Source organism: Paenibacillus sp. IHBB 3054, assembly GCF_051594305.1.
Classification (GTDB): domain Bacteria; phylum Bacillota; class Bacilli; order Paenibacillales; family Paenibacillaceae; genus Paenibacillus_AQ.
The window spans coordinates 36,227-53,440 of the sequence record NZ_JBOFBG010000025.1 but is presented as its reverse complement, the minus strand read 5'-3'; the positions used below and the strand labels follow the sequence as shown (position 1 = coordinate 53,440).

Sequence of the window (17,214 nt, the reverse complement as noted above, 5' to 3'; positions counted from 1 at the left end):
GTTATTCCATAGTCCGGGATTATAATGAAATTACGACGTCGAATTCAATTTCGGGAGAGGTAACTATGATCAGTAGCGAAAAAGTCGGCAAACGCATCGCCATGCTCCGTAAAGAAAAACAGCTGTCTCAAGAACAATTGGCCGAACAGCTCAATGTCACGGCTCAAGCCGTCTCCAAATGGGAAACGGGGAAGTCCCTGCCCGAAACCGCCACCCTGCCTTTGCTGTCCAGTGTACTGGACCACCCCATTGACGGCATTTTGCTGCCCCAGGAATTAGTCGTACTTTCCGCCGTATACACAGATGGACGGGATTCCCATGATGTCACCCATTTTGTGAACCAGTTCGTGGCCGGTAACAGACTGTCCTTCACCGTAAGCGACCATACCTTCCCCGGCTGTCTGTCCGGCGACCGCTCCAAGGTGCTGATTGTCAGATATGAGACACCTGCGGGAATCTATTCAGCCTATGCGCTGAAAGAACAGCTTCTGACGATTGATGTCCATTCCAAAGGGTATCTCTCCGGCAAAAGCGGACTGGAATTTGTGTACGCCTCCTATGGCAATGAGCTGATCCACCGGAATGTTTTAAAGAAGATGCAGCATTATGAGTTCTTTCAGTGGGAGCATTTTACGGTCAGCCACGAGCTTTTCCCAAGCCTTATCGACAATGATGGCAACGATTATCTGCTGCTCCTCTACTTGAATGCCGAGGGTATTCATGCGGTAAGCTGTGCCGAAGGTGAGCAGATTCACTACAGCCCGGACCGGACCCGCCTCTTCGCCATCCAACCGTCCCGGCAGCATTATATTGTTGAGAATGTAGGCCGACTTGGCTTCGGCCAAGGAATGGACTGCTCATGGGCAGGAGCCTTCTATCTATCTTTGAGCACAAGGGGGATTGAGACTACCTATGAGCAGGTAATGGGGGTGTCCGGGGCATGCTGGAGAATTTCTTTTACACCTGTGTGGGATTATAGCTCAGCCGATGCGCTCGTAGCCTACGATTATTCAGCTGCTGCCCATAAAGCCTATGGTCTTACAGCCAGCCGGGCGAACCGGCTTACACCGGAAGAACGCAAACAGGAGAAGCAAAAACTAATGGACAGCATCCGGAAGCATCAGCTGCCGATAGCGATCAACCTCAGAATTGCCCCCGAGTGGGGCGTAATTACAGGGTACTTGGACAATGGGGATACCCTGCTGTGCCGCAGCTATTTTGACGGGGAAACCTTCGAGAGTCTGCACGACGACCCAGAATTCCAGAGCGATATGAAGGTCAGCAAGGGCTATTTATATGTGGACCACTGGCCCTATATGCTAATGCGCTTTGACAGCCAGGCTCATGTACCGTCAGCTCTGGACAACTTCTATGCTTCACTCAGGGTCAAGCTGGACTCCATGAGGGCCGATGACAATAGAGGCTACCGGCTCGGCTATAAGGCTTTGGATACCTGGTGCGAAGGTCTGCTCAGCAGCCGGTGGTACCAAGATGCAGAAACCTCTGATTTTGAACGCAGGTTCAGCGTAAACCACTTTTGCATGATGGCACTAACCGATGCCCGTAGAAGCGCCGCAGCTTACTTAAAAGCATCGCTGCCGCTGCTGCAGCATCCTGCCGAAGCCGGCGCGCTGGCTGAGATGGCCGGGGTGTATGAACAGATCGACGCCTTACTTGAAGGTTTTTACAAGGGAATGACCGATCCAGCTTCTATAGAGCCGGGCGTTTCCCCCCACCCATTCTGGACGAATGAGCACCGAAGCCGGCAGGCGGAGCTACTGCAAACCGTAAGCATGCTTGAACACCGTGGAGATGAGCTGGCTAAAGAGATACTGGAGAACAGCCAGCGCCATGCAGAGGCTTAAAGACTTTTTCTTCATAGATAGAAGTACAGGAACAAATGATAAAAGAACCTGTGGCCCTTGAACTGGGTGACAGGTTCTTTTGTTCAGCTTATTTGGAGGGATCACGCGGGCAATTCCTGGCGAAGGCCTGCATAGTACAGAGCAGACGCTTCTTTATGCCTTAAGATTCAGCACCAGCACATTCACCGAGTTAGCAGGCAGATTAAGAACAATATTGCTGCTGTTCAGTGTAATCTCCCGCTCGTCAGGCACGATTTGCTCATTGTTTTTCTGGTTTACATTAGGCACATGTACAAGCTGGGCTTCGCCAGTCAAGGTGATCAGCTTCGCGGCTGCCTCGACCTTCAAATCTTCAAGCTGCAGCTGCGTTATTTTGTCTACATCATCGGCATTCACAAGCTTTACATACACATGCTTCGCGTCTTTTGTAACCGAGTTGAAGATCTCTCTGTTGTAGGCCTCCAACTTGTAGTCCAGCACCTTGCTGGCTGCTCTGCCATCCGTATACGAACAGATCAGGCTCTCTCCGGTTTCACCGCCGTAATTCACTGTAATCGTGTATTCCGTGTTGTCGGAAATCTCTTCATAGCTGGCTGCTCTAAGATTGCCGGCCGCCGTGCTGGAAGAGTAGTCGCCCAAGGTATAGGCTTCCACGCCTTGCTTGTACACCTTCACACCGGTAGCGTTGCCGCCATAGCTGATGGCATATTCGAGGACATCCTTGTTCTCCGGTGAAATGTCAGTCAGCCCTGCGCCCACGTAGAAACCGTCCTCCCCCGCGATTCGTGAAGCAACAACCTCCACCTTGTAATCGGTCCAGCTGTCATTCAGGATGTAAAGGCCGTTCAGCCCGCTGGTCTGAGCTTTAAGTACAAGCCCTTTATCCGCCTGAACGGTATACCCTGCGGAGCCGGGGATGGTCTGCCAAGCCGGATCCAGCGCCTGTGTAAAGTCCTGATCAAGCAGCACACAGCCATCCTTATTCGACGTTACGGTCACGCGCTTCACCAGAATATCAGCATTGCCTGCCGCCACTTCAATTCCGCCATGAGGGAGGAGCGCTGCCGGTTTGCCGTTTCTATACGTAGAGAAGGAGGTTGCCAGTACTTTATTGCCCAAATATTTGGCATACAGCTGCTGCACATAATAGTTCGGGGTGAACCAGACCGTCTCATCGTCGAACCAGATGCAGTCCGGTGTCCAGCGGTAGGTCCCGTCCGTCAGCACCTTGTTGAACAGCGGCGCATAGGCGGCGAGCAGAACGACATCCGCATTGTTTTCGAATCCGGTCATAACCGCTGCCTCTGCTACTGCACCAGCCAGTGTATTTTTGTCCGTAGAAGCATATTCCCCGACAAATACCTTGGAGGTTTCCTTCCAGTCGATGCTGCCGTCTGCGTTATATGCTCTATAGTAGTAATTATACCGGTCGGCATTCGCAAGCAGATAGTCATTGGAACGGTAGTAATGCTCATCGGCAATCGTGTCCATGTAGTTGCTCTGCTGCCCGTACCAGGTTACCGTTTCTTCAATTACTTTATGCCCGTCGGCAAAAGCCACCTCAGCCGATCCGCTGAGATTGCCGCTCAGGAACTTCCAGCCCTGTTGATACGCATCATCGTCCGCTTGCGCGCCAACCGTGGAGATAATATGCAACTCATGCCCCGGATAGTTCTGCTCCATATAGGCATCAATCGAAGTCTTGAACACTTCAAAGTTGGCGAAGAACTCTGTACCCCAGTTCTCGTTGCCTACGCCCAGATAGCGCAGATCAAACGGAGCTTCATGGCCCATCTTGCTGCGCATGGCCGCCCATTCGTTATTCTCGAAGTCCATGCTGATGGCGAAGTCGATCAGGTCGGTAAAGTTCTTGATGTAATACTCCCGTAATTCGCCTCCGGCCGGATGGGCGTAGTCCGAACGCGCCTGGCACAGCACGCCGCAAGCCATCACCGGAAGCGGAGTTGCATTAAGGTCTTCTGCCAGCTGGAAATATTCCATATAGCCAAGGCCCATAGTCATCATGTAGCCCCATACGTTGTAATTTTCTTTGCGCAGCTCAACCGCTCCGATGGAATCCTTCCAGTCATACACATTCTCCCAAATAAAGGAGCCTTCAGAGATGCAGCCGCCGGGGAAACGCAGGAATTTCGGATGCATGCCAACAAGCGCGTTCACCAGATCTTTTCTCAGCCGGTAGTTCGGGTTGCCCGTATAGTTGGCGTGAGCCGACCGGGAGTGCTCTTCCTCGCCTGCCCCCCATACATCCTGCGGAACCAGGGACACCATGTCGATCGAAATTTCACCCGCAAAAGCAAGCGCCAGCTGGCCAAGAGCCGTAGCCGAACCCGTCAGCACAAGCTTGGCATCCACTCCATACTTCTTCCAGGTGTTACCGCCCTCCACTTTCACGATTACGGAATCACTGATCGCTGACCCGTCCGCTCCCTGAAGCTGCAGCGTAATTATACCGGCTGACTCTGCCTTCGCCCAGATTGTGAAATCGTACTTGGCGCCCGCTATTATGGACATGGCACAATTTCCGTTGGAATCGGCAAACCCTTTGTTTTGAATCACGGCGCCATCCGCCACCGTCACATAATAAGCATTTACTTCCGGGTCCTTTACGCCAAAATGTTCATTTAGTCCGCCGCTGTGCTGCGGGAGCATCTTGCCGGTATCTCCGGACCACGCGAATAAGGGCTCGCGGTTCCGGCCGGTGGAGCAGCCGCATTCCCCGGAAGTATGGGAATAGGTATCAAAAGCAAAAGATTCGAACGAGCGGTTCTGCACCAGCTCAGCATAAATTCCGCCGTCCGCTGCGTTGTTAATGTCTTCATAGAACAAGCCGTACATCACCTCGCTGACATCGAGGATTTCCTTATTCCCATGGATGGTCAGTGTATATGGAGGCAGGTCCTGCGGCAGCACTGAGACGTCGAAGCTTTTTTCCATAGAGACAGGCCCCCGGGTCAGAACTGCGGTAAGGGTTGCCGCTTGAGCAGATCTTATTTCCTGAACCTGTCCATTATCCAGAAGCGCCGCAGGCTGGCTAGATTTCCAGCTCACTTCAACTTTTCCGCCCATCAGCGAAGCCGGCAGTGACAAGTCCTTAGTGATTATGGTCGTGGGGAAGGCAAGATACTTGTCTCTGGCCAGCCTTACGATCTCTTCATCACTCAAAGAATCGCACATCACCTCAATGACCTCGTCCATCGACAAGCCCGCTTTATAAATCCGCATATCCGAGAGCGAGCCGGCAAAATCTGCATCTGCAGCAAACTGCGAACGGCCGATAAAGTTGCTGCTGTAGTTGTCCGAATCCGTAAAGGTCGCGAACCATCTGCGCAGCTGGGCATAGTTGCCGCTGGAGGTCTGGCTGATCGAGCCGTCGGCCACGGCTTCACCGTTCACATACACCACCGGACCCGCACTGCTTAAAGTTCCGCCTTGTGTACCTGCTACGGACATGGCAATATGCATCCATTCGCCCACGGCAAATCCTCTGCCAGGATCAACGGCCAAATCACCGTGGGCAGACAGGGTACCGCGCAAATTACGTGTCAGGAACAGATAAGGCCCTTTCTCTCCTTTGCCGAAGTCAAAGATCCGCTCCCATACGTTAGAGCCCTTGGCAAAGTTCACCCATGCAGCAACGGTTATCCCCGTGTTGTCGCTTACATCTTGAAGCAAGTCCGCCGGAAGCCGGACATACGAGGTTCCTGCATCGCCACCCGCAAATGTTGCAGCCACTCTGCCGCTCACCTCGGAGATTACCGGTGCTACCTTGCCGAAGGCCTCTCCGTTCCGCCCTTGTCCAGAGCTGTCTTTAGCGATATGGCCTGCATCCTCGAATTTGTAATGTGCAATGATTTGATCGCGGAAATTAGTCATTAGGGTCTCTCCCAACCTTTTATTTAATATAAATATGAATCAGTTTATAAAAATAAATATCATATAGCTATACTACCTCATTAGGCGGTTATTTCTCAACTTTTTTTGCCATACTCGTGGAACTAGCACAAGCCGTATCCAATCCTCTGTGTACTATAGGAGTAAATAGAACAATGAGGTGATCTGCAAATGGGCAATTCAGCAAGAGTGCGCAAGCAGGCAAAACGATTGAAAGGCCGAAAGGTCTGCATTACGCTGCATGACGGGCGTACCTATGTAGGATGGATAACCGGACTCGATCAGGGGGCGCTGATCCTCTCCAAACAGCGCAGCAACCATAAACCACGTAGAGCTTCCACCTCCCGTTCGCAAAAGGCCACAACCTCAGCATTTCTGCCGATGCTCGGATCCTTGCTCGGAGGCTCGGGTGCCGGCGCTGCCGGACTGGGCGGGGGGCTTGGGGGACTGGGCGGACTGATGGGCGGCGGACTCCGCTTCTTCGGAATGATTCAGAAAGCTATGCCGGTGATGAAGATGGGCTACGGCATGATTAAGACAATCAGACCGTTTATGAGTGGGCTTAAGGGATTAATGGGGGGCGGCAGTGGGGTTTAGCAGCTTAGGGGCTGAACAAAGAAGAACCAGCTTTGCCTTCTTCAACAAAGAACGACATCCGTTTCTGCGAGAAATAGAAGGATGATTTATAGCGTGAAGCATATAAATTCTATATTTTAAAAAGACACCTCGAAGGTGTCTTTTTTGCGATGTATCCTGTTCACTTCATATATAGCTCAACCAGCTCATAGCATCTTTCCTTCGTGACCTCTGACTGGGTCGCCGCATATTCCAGCGGCTCCATCGTTCCGCCTTCAAATTCTGCCGCTGCCTTTGCTGCCGTTTCATCTCTTTCTGTGATCCAGTTTAATTGTTTTTCTTTTAATTTGGCCATTTCATCTTTCGGGAGCTGCTGCTTGAGCACCTGGTAAATCTCATTTAGAGCCGCATCCCACCGTCCGTACTCCTTGTCCGCAGCCTCGATCATCGACGCCGTTGTCCCTTCATCAGATAAAGCCTGCAAATCCGTAAGCCCCTCTTCAATCTTATCCAGCTTCTGCAAGTAGTCCTGCTTCATCGATCCGGCGGCAGGCTCCTGCCCGATTGCAGGCGACGTTTCCGGCGACGTTTCCTCCGGTGTGGCTTCCGGGGTTGTTGCCGGGGTTGCTTCTGGCGTTGTTGTCGGTGCTGACGCTGTTGCTGTTTGCTGCGCAGTCTGATCCGGCTCTGCCGAATTCACCTTGCTGTCTGCATTATTGCTGCAACCGGCAAATACTAAACTGCAGGTCAATAGAGTCAATATCATTGTTTTTCTCATTCGTCCTCACCCTATCATCGGTTTATAGTATATATCGTGTGGTTTGGCTTACCTTTTAACAGGAGCTTCTTTCTATATATTAACTGCATCGGCAGCATTGTAATCATCGCAGGTATAGTTAAAGATATACTTTCCTTCCAAAAACTAAAATAGATATACTAGAAACATGAGACAACAACAAATTCTGATCGTTGAAGATGACGAGACTATTGCCTTTGGACTTAAAGTGTTCCTGCTGCAAAAGGGTTTTGGTATTCAACATGCCGATCGGGTCAGTACCGCCAAAGCTATGCTGACCGCCAGCCCCCATGATCTGATCCTGCTGGACTGGAATCTTCCTGACGGCAACGGCTATGAGTTCTGCTCTTACGTCAAACAGATGTCTGATATTCCGGTTATCTTCCTGACTGTACGGGATGACGAGCATGATATCGTGCAGGGTCTGGATATAGGGGCTGATGATTATATCGTTAAGCCGTTTCAGCTTAGTGTGGTACTTTCCCGCATCCAGGCCGTACTGCGCCGGACAGGAAGCGCCGCCCCTGCTTCAGCCCGTCTCACCTGCGGAGCACTTCTGCTCGATCCGGTCAAAACGCAGGTATTCTGCGGCGGAACAGAGGTGCCGGTGACCGCCGGTGAATACCGCCTGCTACTGCTTCTACTGCAGAACAAGAATCAGACGCTGACCCGCAGAGTGCTGCTTGAGAAATTATGGGATGCGGACGGGGATTTTGTCAACGACAACACTTTGACCGTGATGATAAAACGGCTGCGGGAGAAATTAGGCCCTTCCTCCAGCATCAAGACGATTCGCGGCATCGGCTACCGCCTGGAGCCGGATGATGAATAGACGCAGGTACAGCCGGTTTCTCCTTCTGGCCTTCGCCGCTACCTTGTTTGCCGGACTGGTTATGGGGATTGGCATATCCCGGCTCGTCTCGCAGGCTGAATACACCCAAACGGCGCGGCTCACCGGGACATCCTACAGCCGTCACCCGGAGCTGGAACAGACGTTAGTACAGGGACTGCATGACGGGAATGCCGCCGATTTGCAGACCGGCACTGAACTTCTGCACCGCTATGGGTATACCCTCCACACTTTTAATAACAAGAACCGCCTGCTGATCATCGCGGGAAGTGTGGGCCTGTGGATGCTCCTGTTTCTGCTGTTTGCAGCAGTTCAGTATCGATTACAAATCAAAAGAAAGGAAAGAATCGCCGGATTGACAGCCTATCTCTACTCCATTAATCAGGGACAGCACCAAATTCTGCCCCGGACTGGTGAGGATGAATACTCTTTCCTGGAAGACGAATTATATAAGACTGTTGTAGAGCTGCGGCATACCCGTGAGACAGCTGTGCTGGAAAGGCAATCGCTCGCCGACAATCTATCCGATATTGCCCATCAGATCAAGACACCGCTGACTTCTGTCTCTTTGATGGCTGAATTACTGGCTGACAGCAGGCAGAACAGCGCAGACGCCCTGTATGTGGAGAAAATCCAAAGCCAGCTAACCCGCCTGGAGCGTCTGGTATCCTCCTTGCTGACGTTGTCCAGGCTGGATGCGGGAACGCTGGAGCTGCAGCAGCTTCCGGTAGATGTGTACACGATGCTGACGAGCGCCGCTGAACCTCTGGAGAATATCCTCTACGGCAGACGGCAAACCTTGACCCTTCAATCCAGCCCCGCCATCAGCTACTGCGGAGATTACCATTGGAGCTCGGAGGCACTACTTAATGTACTGATGAACTGTTCGGAGCATACCCCCACTGGCGGGGGCATCACTGTATCTTACGCACAGAATCCCGTGTACACACAAATTATAGTGGAGGATTCCGGGACGGGATTTCCTGCAGCGGAACTTCCGCATATCTTCCAACGTTTTTACAGAGGGAGCAATGCCCGCAAGGATAGCGTTGGCATCGGACTTGCGCTGGCCCATTCCATCATTCAGCGGCAGAACGGCAGCATCCATGCGGAGAACCGGCCGGAGGGCGGGGCCCGTTTTGTCATCAAGTGGTATACTCATTAATCTTCCACCGTCACCGGAATGTCACCGTGGGCTGGTAGAGTGGACCGTACAAAGGAGGCTCCACCTATGGAAATATTACGTTGTGAGAACTTGACGAAAGCCTACGGTTCAGGACAATCGCTCGTTACGGCCCTTGACTCGGTTCAGCTGTCGGTACAAAAAGGCGAATTCGTCGCCATTATCGGCGCTTCCGGTTCCGGCAAGTCCACTCTGCTGCATCTGCTGGGCGGCGTAGACCGCCCGACCAGCGGTACGATCATGATTGAGGACCGTAACATTGCACAGCTTAACGAAGAAGAATTAGCGGTATTCCGCAGAAGGAAGGTCGGGCTGATCTACCAGTTCTATAATCTTATCCCTGCCTTAAGTGTCCGGAAAAATATTGTACTGCCGATGCTTCTGGATGGAAGACCGCCGGATGAACAGCGGTTGCAGGACATTATCCGCAGCCTGGGATTGGAATCACGGCTCGACCACCTGCCGGGCCAGCTGTCCGGCGGGCAGCAGCAGCGTGTGGCTATCGCCCGTTCCTTGATTTACAGACCTGCTCTTCTACTGGCGGACGAACCGACCGGGAATCTCGACAGGAAAAATACAGAGGAAACGGTCGGGCTGCTGAAATTGTCCCATCGGCAATTCAATCAGACCGTTCTGCTCATTACCCATAACGAGAAGATTGCGCTGGAAGCAGACCGCATTATCACCCTGGAAGACGGCCGCATTGTTTCCGACGAGGTGATCCGGCAATGAATACTATCATCGGAGACTACGTCCGCTCCCATCTCAAGGCGAACAAGCGCAGCACAATGTTCATCTTCACGGCCATTCTGATCGCTGCCACCTTACTCTGCGCCTCTGGTTTTCTACTTTATTCCCAGTGGCTTAACGAGGTGGATACGACCGTCAAGGACCGCGGTAATTGGCATGCCCGTTTAGGAGAACCGGTTCCGGCAGAACAGCTGAAATATATTCAGCTCCATCCGCAGGTGGATGAGGTCTATCTGGAATCGCAGCACCAGTCGCTACAGCTGGAGGGGACAAAGCGGCCTTATCTGAATCTGGTACAGCTGAGCGATGCCGCTTGGGAGAACAGCCCGCGTACAGGAAGACTACTGGAAGGCAGGATCCCAAAGAATAAGGGCGAGATCATCGTATCCAAATTATTTTTTGCCGAGAATCCCCAATACCAAATAGGAGACAGCCTTCAGCTTCCCATAGGGCAACGTATGCTGGATGGAAGGCAGGTGGCGGACTATGCCCCACGGCTCCAAGGTGAAACCTTTCAGCCTGCTGGTGAACAAGCCTTCATCATTACGGGAACGATCAATGAATCCTCCGTATCTTCTTATCCCTGCTACTCTGCCTATGGCTTCGCGGATATGCAGACGGCTTCACCGAAAGAGCTGTTTAACGTCTCCGTGCGGCTACGTAACATCTCTGATGCTTATAAAACGGCTCCGCAGCTGGCCGGGAACATTGGCCAGAAGCCGAATGCTTCCGGAAACTACGCCATTACTTACAATACACCACTTCTCGCCTTATACGGACTCAAGGGACCAGGCGGGCATAGCGGAATCACTCTTTCTTCCGGCTATGCACTCTCCGCCCTCCTAACGATGGGGCTGGTGATGCTCCTCTTCACCATATTGATCTACAATGCCTTTACAGCTACAACAGCAAGCCAAATCAGGCAACTGGGTATTCTCAAAAGCGTTGGTGCAACACCGAAGCAAATTCGCCGCATTGTATTATATGAAGCCTTGGGACCGGCCTTCATCGCCATCCCCCTGGGACTGCTGCTTGGTTATGCCGGAATGGCCGTTATTATCAAAGCGATCGACGCCCTGTTAGCCGATTCTGCAAACAACCATTTGCGCATTGCATTCTCTTGGCCCATCGTATGCATAGCAGGGGCAGCAAGCTTTGCCACCGTATTATTGTCCGCATGGACGCCTGCCCGGAAGCTGGCCAAGCTGCTGCCGATAGAAGCCATCCGAAATGTCCCGGCTACAAGGAAGGCGGGGAAGCTACGGGAATACCGCTGGATACATAACAGACTAAGTGCTGAGGGAGGGCTTGCATTCAGCGCATTTGCAGCCAACAAAAAAGCCTATCGCACGACGATAATCTCGCTCACGCTGTTCATTACGCTGCTCGTAGGCTTTCAAAGCTTCGCGGTCATCTGGATGGCCGACCAGAAGCTGGCGCTGGCCCAGAAACAATACACTTTGGAACTGTCCATGACCACCGTGGAGCAGCCCGATCCGGCTATGATGAAGCAGCTGTCCGGCTTGTCCGGTGTTCAGCAGCAGGTGGTGTACCGGGAGGCTGAACACTCCCTTAAATGGGATAAGCAGCGAATCCATCCGGCCTTTGCTACTGCCGGTGGATTTCAGGACAGCTACTATCTCGGTGATTCCGGCGGCAGCTTCCCTACCGATCTGCTGCAAGAGGATGGGCAGCCGCAAATTTTTCTGGAGCTGAAAGGACTGGATAGCGCCTCCTTTGCCGCTTACTGCGCCCAGATTGGGGTAGACGCAGCCCTGTTTGCTGATCAGGCTCAGTCCAAGGCTATCGTAGTTAACCGGACCAGTGGCAATATTCCCTCTTTTATCGAAAAGTACAACATCCCGGAAACGGAGTATCTTCAGCTTGCCGCCGGCGATTCAATGATTATAGAAGAAGATCATTTCTCTGACCAGCCGCATACGGGTGGGCAGTATAAGCTTGCAATCGGTGCCGTCACCGGCCAATATCCGGCGCTCGACCAGCATTACTATCCCTTGGATCTGGTGGTGATCGTGCCGATGGACACTTATGAGGCTATTGTTCAGAAACTCAGCATGGAGCGGGCGCTGGATTACCAGAGCATTACCTACAAAATGAACATTCCCCGGGAACAGCTGGCTGTAGCCCGGCAGCAGGCCGGTGAGATCCTGAACCAGTACCTGCCACCGGAGGATTGGAGCATTACCACCCTGCTCAGCCGGGAGGAAAGCAACCGGGACGCCATCCGTTCCATCGAGCTGCTGGTCGGCGGCTTTGCCATCCTGCTCGGCTGTATAGGCATCACAGGCGCTTTTTCCACCGTATCCGGCAACCTTTCAGCCCGAAGACGCGAGTTCGCGATCCTTCGCAGTATGGGTTTGTCTCCCCGGGGTATGAAACGTATGCTGCGACTGGAAGGACTATACTTTGGATTGTTACCCTCCCTGCTGTCTATACCGATATTGGCAGGCGTCTGCGGTATTATGCTTCATAACGCAATTGCCGCTACGTGGAAGGACTTTCTGGCAGGGATCCCTTGGCTTCAATTAGCAGGCTGCTTTATCCTTGCCGCAGGCAGTGTAGGACTGGCCTACCAAATCACCGGCGCAAAGATACGGCAGGAGAATGTGATTGATGCCATCAAAGATGAGAACTTGTAATCGGAAAACACACCCTATTTGAGACCTTTTATGTTGTGTTCTTTATCTGAATGAATGGGGCGATCAAGATAAATCAGGAGAAAGATGCAACAAAACGTTACTCCCGAAAGATAGGCCGGATGGGGAATAGCCTTGGTGTCAGTCTGCCTAAAAGCCTTGCCGAGAATATGGAGTAAGTAAAAAGACACCCCTGGAGGTGTCTTTTACTAGTTTGCGGTTATTCAGTTCATAGAGTGCTTCTAATTTAGCTTCTTAAGTCCGGCGCCATCCTTCTTCACAACGTAGATATCTTTGTCACTGGAATAGGCGCTCCAGTCACCGACAGATTTAGCATGATCGATCCGCTTCCAGGTGTTGCCAAACTCCAAGGCCGTCTTCATTACACTTGTTTGAATTCGATCGCGTTAATCTGCATACCTGGTTTGACAAAATCAAACTTCATTTCATAGAGGCCTGCTTCCAGCTCAATCTTCACGAGCTTCAGCGTGATCCATCTGCCGTCCGTTCCATTGGTTTGAATAGTCGTCACCACTTGATCGTTTAGAGTCATATTGGTTGCACTCTGGGCCAGCTCTGTATCCGGAGACATGACGCTTGCAAAGATCCGGTATACGCCTGCTTGATCAACTTTTATGAAGGTCGATCCGGTTGCAGCCGTTTGGACCACTGCATTGTCAGCTACGGTTTGGGCTTGCCCAGCGGCAAGAGCCGGATTCGCCTTGAAGGCATCAACCGTTTCTGCAATCACTTGTTCTCTGGAGAACACCGGTGCCTGCATCAGGAATTCACAAATATTGATAGCGCTGCGCTGCAGCTCTCCACGGGTCAGGGTGCCATTGTTCAGGGATTCAATCGTGTTGTCTCCCCATACATTGGTTTCTGCACCATAGTTGCTGACAACCATATACAAGTCATTTTGTGCACGGACCATCCAGTTCGTGTTCCTCCGGTCCGCAGGACCTCCATCCACGACATCGTTCATGATCGCCCACCAGTCGGTCATCACGATGCCCTTGAAGCCCCATTCTCCGCGAAGAACCGTAGTATTCAAATCATAGTTGGATGCCGCCCAATGCCCGTTCACCGGATTATAGGAGGTCATAATCGAATTGGCTCCACCCTGTTTTACCGCGATTTCAAAACCTTTCAGATAAATCTCGCGGAGCGCCCGTTCGGACACAATCGCATCCACCTTACTGCGGTATTTCTCCTGATTGTTGCAGGCGAAGTGCTTCAGTGTGGCGTTGGAGCCGCCTTTCATAATCCCGCGGGTGCAGGCTGCTGCAAAAATCCCCGAAATCAGCGGATCTTCCGAAAAATACTCAAAATTGCGTCCGTTCAATGGACTGCGGCGGATATTCAGGCCCGGTCCCAGCAAGGCATCTACACTGTTGCTTAACAGCTCCCGGCCTTCCATGACATACAGCTCTTCAACCAATTCAGCATTCCAGGTTGCAGCCAGCAAGGTTCCAATGGCAACCTGTGTCGCCTTCTGCCCGCTGTCCATGCGAATGCCCGACGGGCCGTCTGCGGTACAGCCAACCGGAATTCCATAACTGAACAGCTGATCGCTTACCCCACCGAAAGCCGAAGCCGTACCCGGTGTAACGAGCGGACTGCTCATGCCTTCGCCTCTGACAATCGCCGCCAGATCCTGGTCGCTAAGCTGGGCGATGAAAGCCTCCATGCTGACTTTGCCTTCATGGACATCTCTTAATTTATATCCTTGATTGCCGGTTTGCGCCAAGGTTTCAGGGAGATTGCTCTGAATGCGATCGGCCATCGAAACCTTTTGTTTCGGCACCTCTACATAGGTAAGTTCATAAGAGCCATCTGCTTTGCGGACTCCCGGGTGTATTCTTGTAAAGCTCTCCGTCGGCGCCAGCGCCTCTTGCAGCTGCTCCACAACCTGAAGAGCTTCCACGCTGTAACCGTTCTGTCCTTCCACGCCCACTTCGGCCAGCGCTTTAACACTGGTTCCCACGTAAAGGCGGTATGTCCCGGCTTCCAGCACATAAGCAGAAGCATGGCCGGTCACTCCGGCGTCATCATAGGAAGCCATCAAATGAACAGGAAAGCTTACAGTCAGACGCTGCGATTCACCCGGCTGGAGAAGTTGGGTCTTCTCGAAGGCAGCCAAAGCTTTGGCCGGCTGGCCCAGCTTGCCTTGCGGCGCTTCATAATAGACCTGAACGACCTCTTTTCCCGCAAAGGCAGTTCCCGTATTGGATACAGTTAGTTCAATAGCAATGTAGGCTTCTCCATCCTTGGTGATCACTTTGGCTTCTTCCGGCTTCACTTCAAACTGGGTATACGATAGACCGTATCCAAATTCAAATTGAACCCGCTCCGGGCAAAACGTCTCAAAATAACGATAGCCCACATAAATATCTTCCTGATAAAAGTTCTTGAATTCATTGCCGTAATTGCGGGTCGAGGGATAATCCTCGATGGAATAAGCAATCGTATCGGTTAATTTACCGCTGGGTGTCACTTCTCCGGCCAGCACGTCGGCAATCGCATTGCCGCCCTCCATACCGCCCTGCCAAGCATAAATCACACAAGGGATGGGGTGCGCATAACCTTCATCGTTCAACCAGCTCATATCGATAATATTGGAGACATTCAGCACAACGACGGTTTGCTCAAAATAGGCCGTCACCTGCTTCAACATCGCTTTTTCTTCATCATTTAACTTGTAGCTTCCCGGTTCGTCGGCATTATCCTGGTCTTCACCGGCCGTACGTCCGATCACTACGATTGCTTTATTGGACTTAGCTCTTGCCTCTGACACCAGTTCATCGGTTAAAGGCATTTCTTTCTGGTGCCACGGCTCTGCAGCCCAGCCCCCGCCGCCATTATCAAACGGGTTGCTCTCAATCCACGTTTCATATGCAGCTGCCAATGGCTGGTTAATGGAAATGTTCTGTTTACTTCGAAGACCATCCAGCAGATTGGTTGTATGCGAAACATGGACACTGCCACCTGAACCGGTTCCGCTGCGATAATAATTCACCTGGGTTCTGCCGAAAATGGCAACGTTGTCACTTGCCTGAAGCGGAAGAACTTGTCCTTCATTCTTTAACAGCACTGCACCTTCTGCGGCGACGACTCTGCTGAATTCAGCAAACCCTTCTAATGGAACTCCAAAACTTTGTGTGCTCAATGTATTCTCTCCCTATTATCATCTCTATACTTATTTCAACAACTTAATATTAATATACAAGCTCAGCTTCTATAAAAGCAAAGTTTCATCTGTTAATATTGTGAATATTCGGCTTGTTCATCCACCCAGACATTCCTAAACACCCACTCCTGGAGCGGGTGTTTAGGAAAAGCACGAAGGGACGCAGTCCCTGGCGGCCTGATTTTTATTTTTTACGCCGTTGTTTCGTCATCCGGTTATACATCACAAACGCAGCTATAATCGCGCCGATCATGCCGACGCTAGTTGCTGAATCATTGTCCATGCCAAACAAAAGGCATAGGTTCGTAACCACACTTCTCGTAAGCAGCGCAACCAATATCAGCATCAACGGACGCCAAATGTTATATCCTCTCATCCCTGCAACACCCCTGACCTAATTTTCACAAATCGGCAAACCCACGCAGCCTAAACCAACAATCTAATCTACTATTAGATGCTATTATAGCATAAGTAGGAATGCGCATACATTTTGGCCAGATTGCAGAGCCAGGAGTAACTGATTCCTTGGGAATAACACTTTTAGCCCCTCGCCCCGCTGCAGCCTACTTAAGTATCTTGTTCAGCTCTTCCACTCTTTTTCGGCTGTCTATTCTAGCGTAGAAATAAAAAGCTATGGTGTGCATTACAACCGACAATAACAGCATTCCGGGCCACCAGGGCAGAATAACGTGAAACATATCTTGTGAAAATAACCAGACAATCAGCATTCCGCCGGCTATCGTAATAATGGAGGAAATCAGAATATTCCAGAACGGCTTTAAGGTGAAATGATTCCATAGGGCATCGTACATAATTCCAAATAATACGGCCGATATTGCAGCAATCCCCGCAACATGCCACAGGTATACCATACTGATCGGTTGATCCCTATAAAACAACGTTAACAGTAACGTTACCCATAAGGATGTCACCGTAAATACTTGAAAAAAAGAATGCTTGAACTGGCTAATCATGATATCTCCCCCTGAATTGTTTAATGTAATAGCGGCTGACAAAATAACTGGAATGATCCGTGAGCACCACTTGAATCCTTGCGTTGTCTGTGGATGAAAACTCTTTAATATAGCCCGTATTGATGATGGTTTGATTATTGATTTTCATAAAAAGGGCTGAATCCAGACTTTCGTCGACAACCTTCAACCGTTTATTGAGCAAATACCTTTCTCCGGTAATTACACGTACGCTGCACATGCGGTCTTCCGCTTCAATTACAGCAACCGTACTCCACCCGATTTGAACATGGCGGTCATTTTTCGCGTTGATCACTACAAGCTTTTTCTCTGCGTTATGAATAGCCTCTTTGATATTCCCCCAATGTTCCTTTTCCGCAGGATGGGTACTTACTTTGGCGACACCCCGGTCTAATGCTGAATCAGCTTCAAATATAATGTTCAATGCTGCGCCCTCCTTTCAC

At 51.2% G+C, this 17,214-nt stretch carries 13 protein-coding genes; 6 read left to right on the top strand and 7 right to left on the bottom strand.

Features of this window, described 5'->3' with window-relative positions:
* Positions 1-65 precede the first annotated feature (65 nt).
* On the top strand, positions 66-1,865 hold the full coding sequence (locus ACQ76X_RS23355; RefSeq protein ID WP_438496141.1) for a helix-turn-helix transcriptional regulator: 1,800 nt from the start codon (positions 66-68) through the stop codon (positions 1,863-1,865).
* Positions 1,866-2,018: 153 nt separating this feature from the next.
* On the opposite strand, the gene ACQ76X_RS23350 is transcribed toward ACQ76X_RS23355, so the two are convergent.
* A complete protein-coding gene (locus ACQ76X_RS23350; protein WP_438496140.1) occupies positions 2,019-5,759 on the bottom strand; it encodes an alpha-L-arabinofuranosidase C-terminal domain-containing protein in 3,741 nt (1,246 codons plus the stop codon).
* Positions 5,760-5,948: 189 nt separating this feature from the next.
* Here ACQ76X_RS23350 and ACQ76X_RS23345 point away from each other — a divergent pair, with 189 nt between their 5' ends.
* Positions 5,949-6,374 carry an LSm family protein gene (locus ACQ76X_RS23345; RefSeq protein WP_342437948.1) on the top strand — a complete coding sequence of 142 codons (426 nt, stop codon included), beginning with the start codon at positions 5,949-5,951 and terminating at the stop codon, positions 6,372-6,374.
* Positions 6,375-6,534: 160 nt separating this feature from the next.
* Here ACQ76X_RS23345 and ACQ76X_RS23340 read toward each other — a convergent pair whose 3' ends face one another.
* A complete protein-coding gene (locus ACQ76X_RS23340) occupies positions 6,535-7,131 on the bottom strand; it encodes a lysozyme inhibitor LprI family protein (RefSeq protein WP_438496139.1) in 597 nt (198 codons plus the stop codon).
* A gap of 166 nt (positions 7,132-7,297) precedes the next feature.
* On the opposite strand from ACQ76X_RS23340, the gene ACQ76X_RS23335 reads away from it, so the two are divergent.
* The 4 genes from ACQ76X_RS23335 (at position 7,298) to ACQ76X_RS23320 (ending at position 12,592) form a co-directional block, all read left to right on the top strand.
* Positions 7,298-7,981, top strand: coding sequence for a response regulator transcription factor (locus tag ACQ76X_RS23335; protein WP_438496138.1), 684 nt, complete (start codon positions 7,298-7,300; stop codon positions 7,979-7,981).
* Positions 7,974-9,164 carry a sensor histidine kinase gene (locus tag ACQ76X_RS23330; RefSeq protein WP_438496137.1) on the top strand — a complete coding sequence of 397 codons (1,191 nt, stop codon included), beginning with the start codon at positions 7,974-7,976 and terminating at the stop codon, positions 9,162-9,164. The genes ACQ76X_RS23335 and ACQ76X_RS23330 overlap by 8 nt, the downstream gene beginning before the upstream one ends.
* 66 nt (positions 9,165-9,230) lie before the next feature.
* Complete coding sequence (locus ACQ76X_RS23325; RefSeq protein ID WP_438496136.1) at positions 9,231-9,914, top strand: ABC transporter ATP-binding protein; 684 nt, start codon at positions 9,231-9,233, stop codon at positions 9,912-9,914.
* Positions 9,911-12,592 carry an ABC transporter permease gene (locus ACQ76X_RS23320; RefSeq protein ID WP_438496135.1) on the top strand — a complete coding sequence of 894 codons (2,682 nt, stop codon included), beginning with the start codon at positions 9,911-9,913 and terminating at the stop codon, positions 12,590-12,592. Before ACQ76X_RS23325 ends, ACQ76X_RS23320 begins: the two co-directional genes overlap by 4 nt.
* 239 nt (positions 12,593-12,831) lie before the next feature.
* Here the strand turns inward: ACQ76X_RS23320 and ACQ76X_RS23315 are convergent, their stop codons facing one another.
* The 5 genes from ACQ76X_RS23315 to ACQ76X_RS23295 all read right to left on the bottom strand — a co-directional run bounded on the left by ACQ76X_RS23315 (position 12,832) and on the right by ACQ76X_RS23295 (position 17,195).
* Positions 12,832-12,960: a hypothetical protein gene (locus ACQ76X_RS23315; RefSeq protein ID WP_438496134.1), complete on the bottom strand. Its 129-nt coding sequence runs from the start codon at positions 12,958-12,960 to the stop codon at positions 12,832-12,834.
* A gap of 11 nt (positions 12,961-12,971) precedes the next feature.
* Entirely contained in the window at positions 12,972-15,758 is a 2,787-nt protein-coding gene (locus tag ACQ76X_RS23310; RefSeq protein WP_438496133.1) for a glycoside hydrolase family 3 C-terminal domain-containing protein, read from the bottom strand.
* A gap of 205 nt (positions 15,759-15,963) precedes the next feature.
* Positions 15,964-16,155 (bottom strand): hypothetical protein, encoded by a 192-nt coding sequence (locus tag ACQ76X_RS23305; protein ID WP_341089187.1) that lies wholly within the window; start codon positions 16,153-16,155, stop codon positions 15,964-15,966.
* Positions 16,156-16,342: 187 nt separating this feature from the next.
* Complete coding sequence (locus ACQ76X_RS23300) at positions 16,343-16,753, bottom strand: hypothetical protein (protein ID WP_379145861.1); 411 nt, start codon at positions 16,751-16,753, stop codon at positions 16,343-16,345.
* The gene (locus tag ACQ76X_RS23295; RefSeq protein WP_438496132.1) at positions 16,746-17,195 is read right to left on the bottom strand and encodes a LytTR family DNA-binding domain-containing protein; all 450 of its coding nucleotides are present in this window, start codon (positions 17,193-17,195) and stop codon (positions 16,746-16,748) included. Before ACQ76X_RS23295 ends, ACQ76X_RS23300 begins: the two co-directional genes overlap by 8 nt.
* Between the last annotated feature and the right edge of the window lie 19 nt (positions 17,196-17,214).

What these genes read in the sequence shown, in the direction of transcription:
- ACQ76X_RS23355 (WP_438496141.1), top strand. Translation starts at nt 66, where the DNA reads ATGATCAGTAGCGAAAAAGTCGGCAAACGCATCGCCATGCTCCGTAAA.
- ACQ76X_RS23350 (WP_438496140.1), bottom strand. Translation starts at nt 5,759, where the DNA reads ATGACTAATTTCCGCGATCAAATCATTGCACATTACAAATTCGAGGAT.
- ACQ76X_RS23345 (WP_342437948.1), top strand. Translation starts at nt 5,949, where the DNA reads ATGGGCAATTCAGCAAGAGTGCGCAAGCAGGCAAAACGATTGAAAGGC.
- ACQ76X_RS23340 (WP_438496139.1), bottom strand. Translation starts at nt 7,131, where the DNA reads ATGAGAAAAACAATGATATTGACTCTATTGACCTGCAGTTTAGTATTT.
- ACQ76X_RS23335 (WP_438496138.1), top strand. Translation starts at nt 7,298, where the DNA reads ATGAGACAACAACAAATTCTGATCGTTGAAGATGACGAGACTATTGCC.
- ACQ76X_RS23330 (WP_438496137.1), top strand. Translation starts at nt 7,974, where the DNA reads ATGAATAGACGCAGGTACAGCCGGTTTCTCCTTCTGGCCTTCGCCGCT.
- ACQ76X_RS23325 (WP_438496136.1), top strand. Translation starts at nt 9,231, where the DNA reads ATGGAAATATTACGTTGTGAGAACTTGACGAAAGCCTACGGTTCAGGA.
- ACQ76X_RS23320 (WP_438496135.1), top strand. Translation starts at nt 9,911, where the DNA reads ATGAATACTATCATCGGAGACTACGTCCGCTCCCATCTCAAGGCGAAC.
- ACQ76X_RS23305 (WP_341089187.1), bottom strand. Translation starts at nt 16,155, where the DNA reads ATGAGAGGATATAACATTTGGCGTCCGTTGATGCTGATATTGGTTGCG.
- ACQ76X_RS23300 (WP_379145861.1), bottom strand. Translation starts at nt 16,753, where the DNA reads ATGATTAGCCAGTTCAAGCATTCTTTTTTTCAAGTATTTACGGTGACA.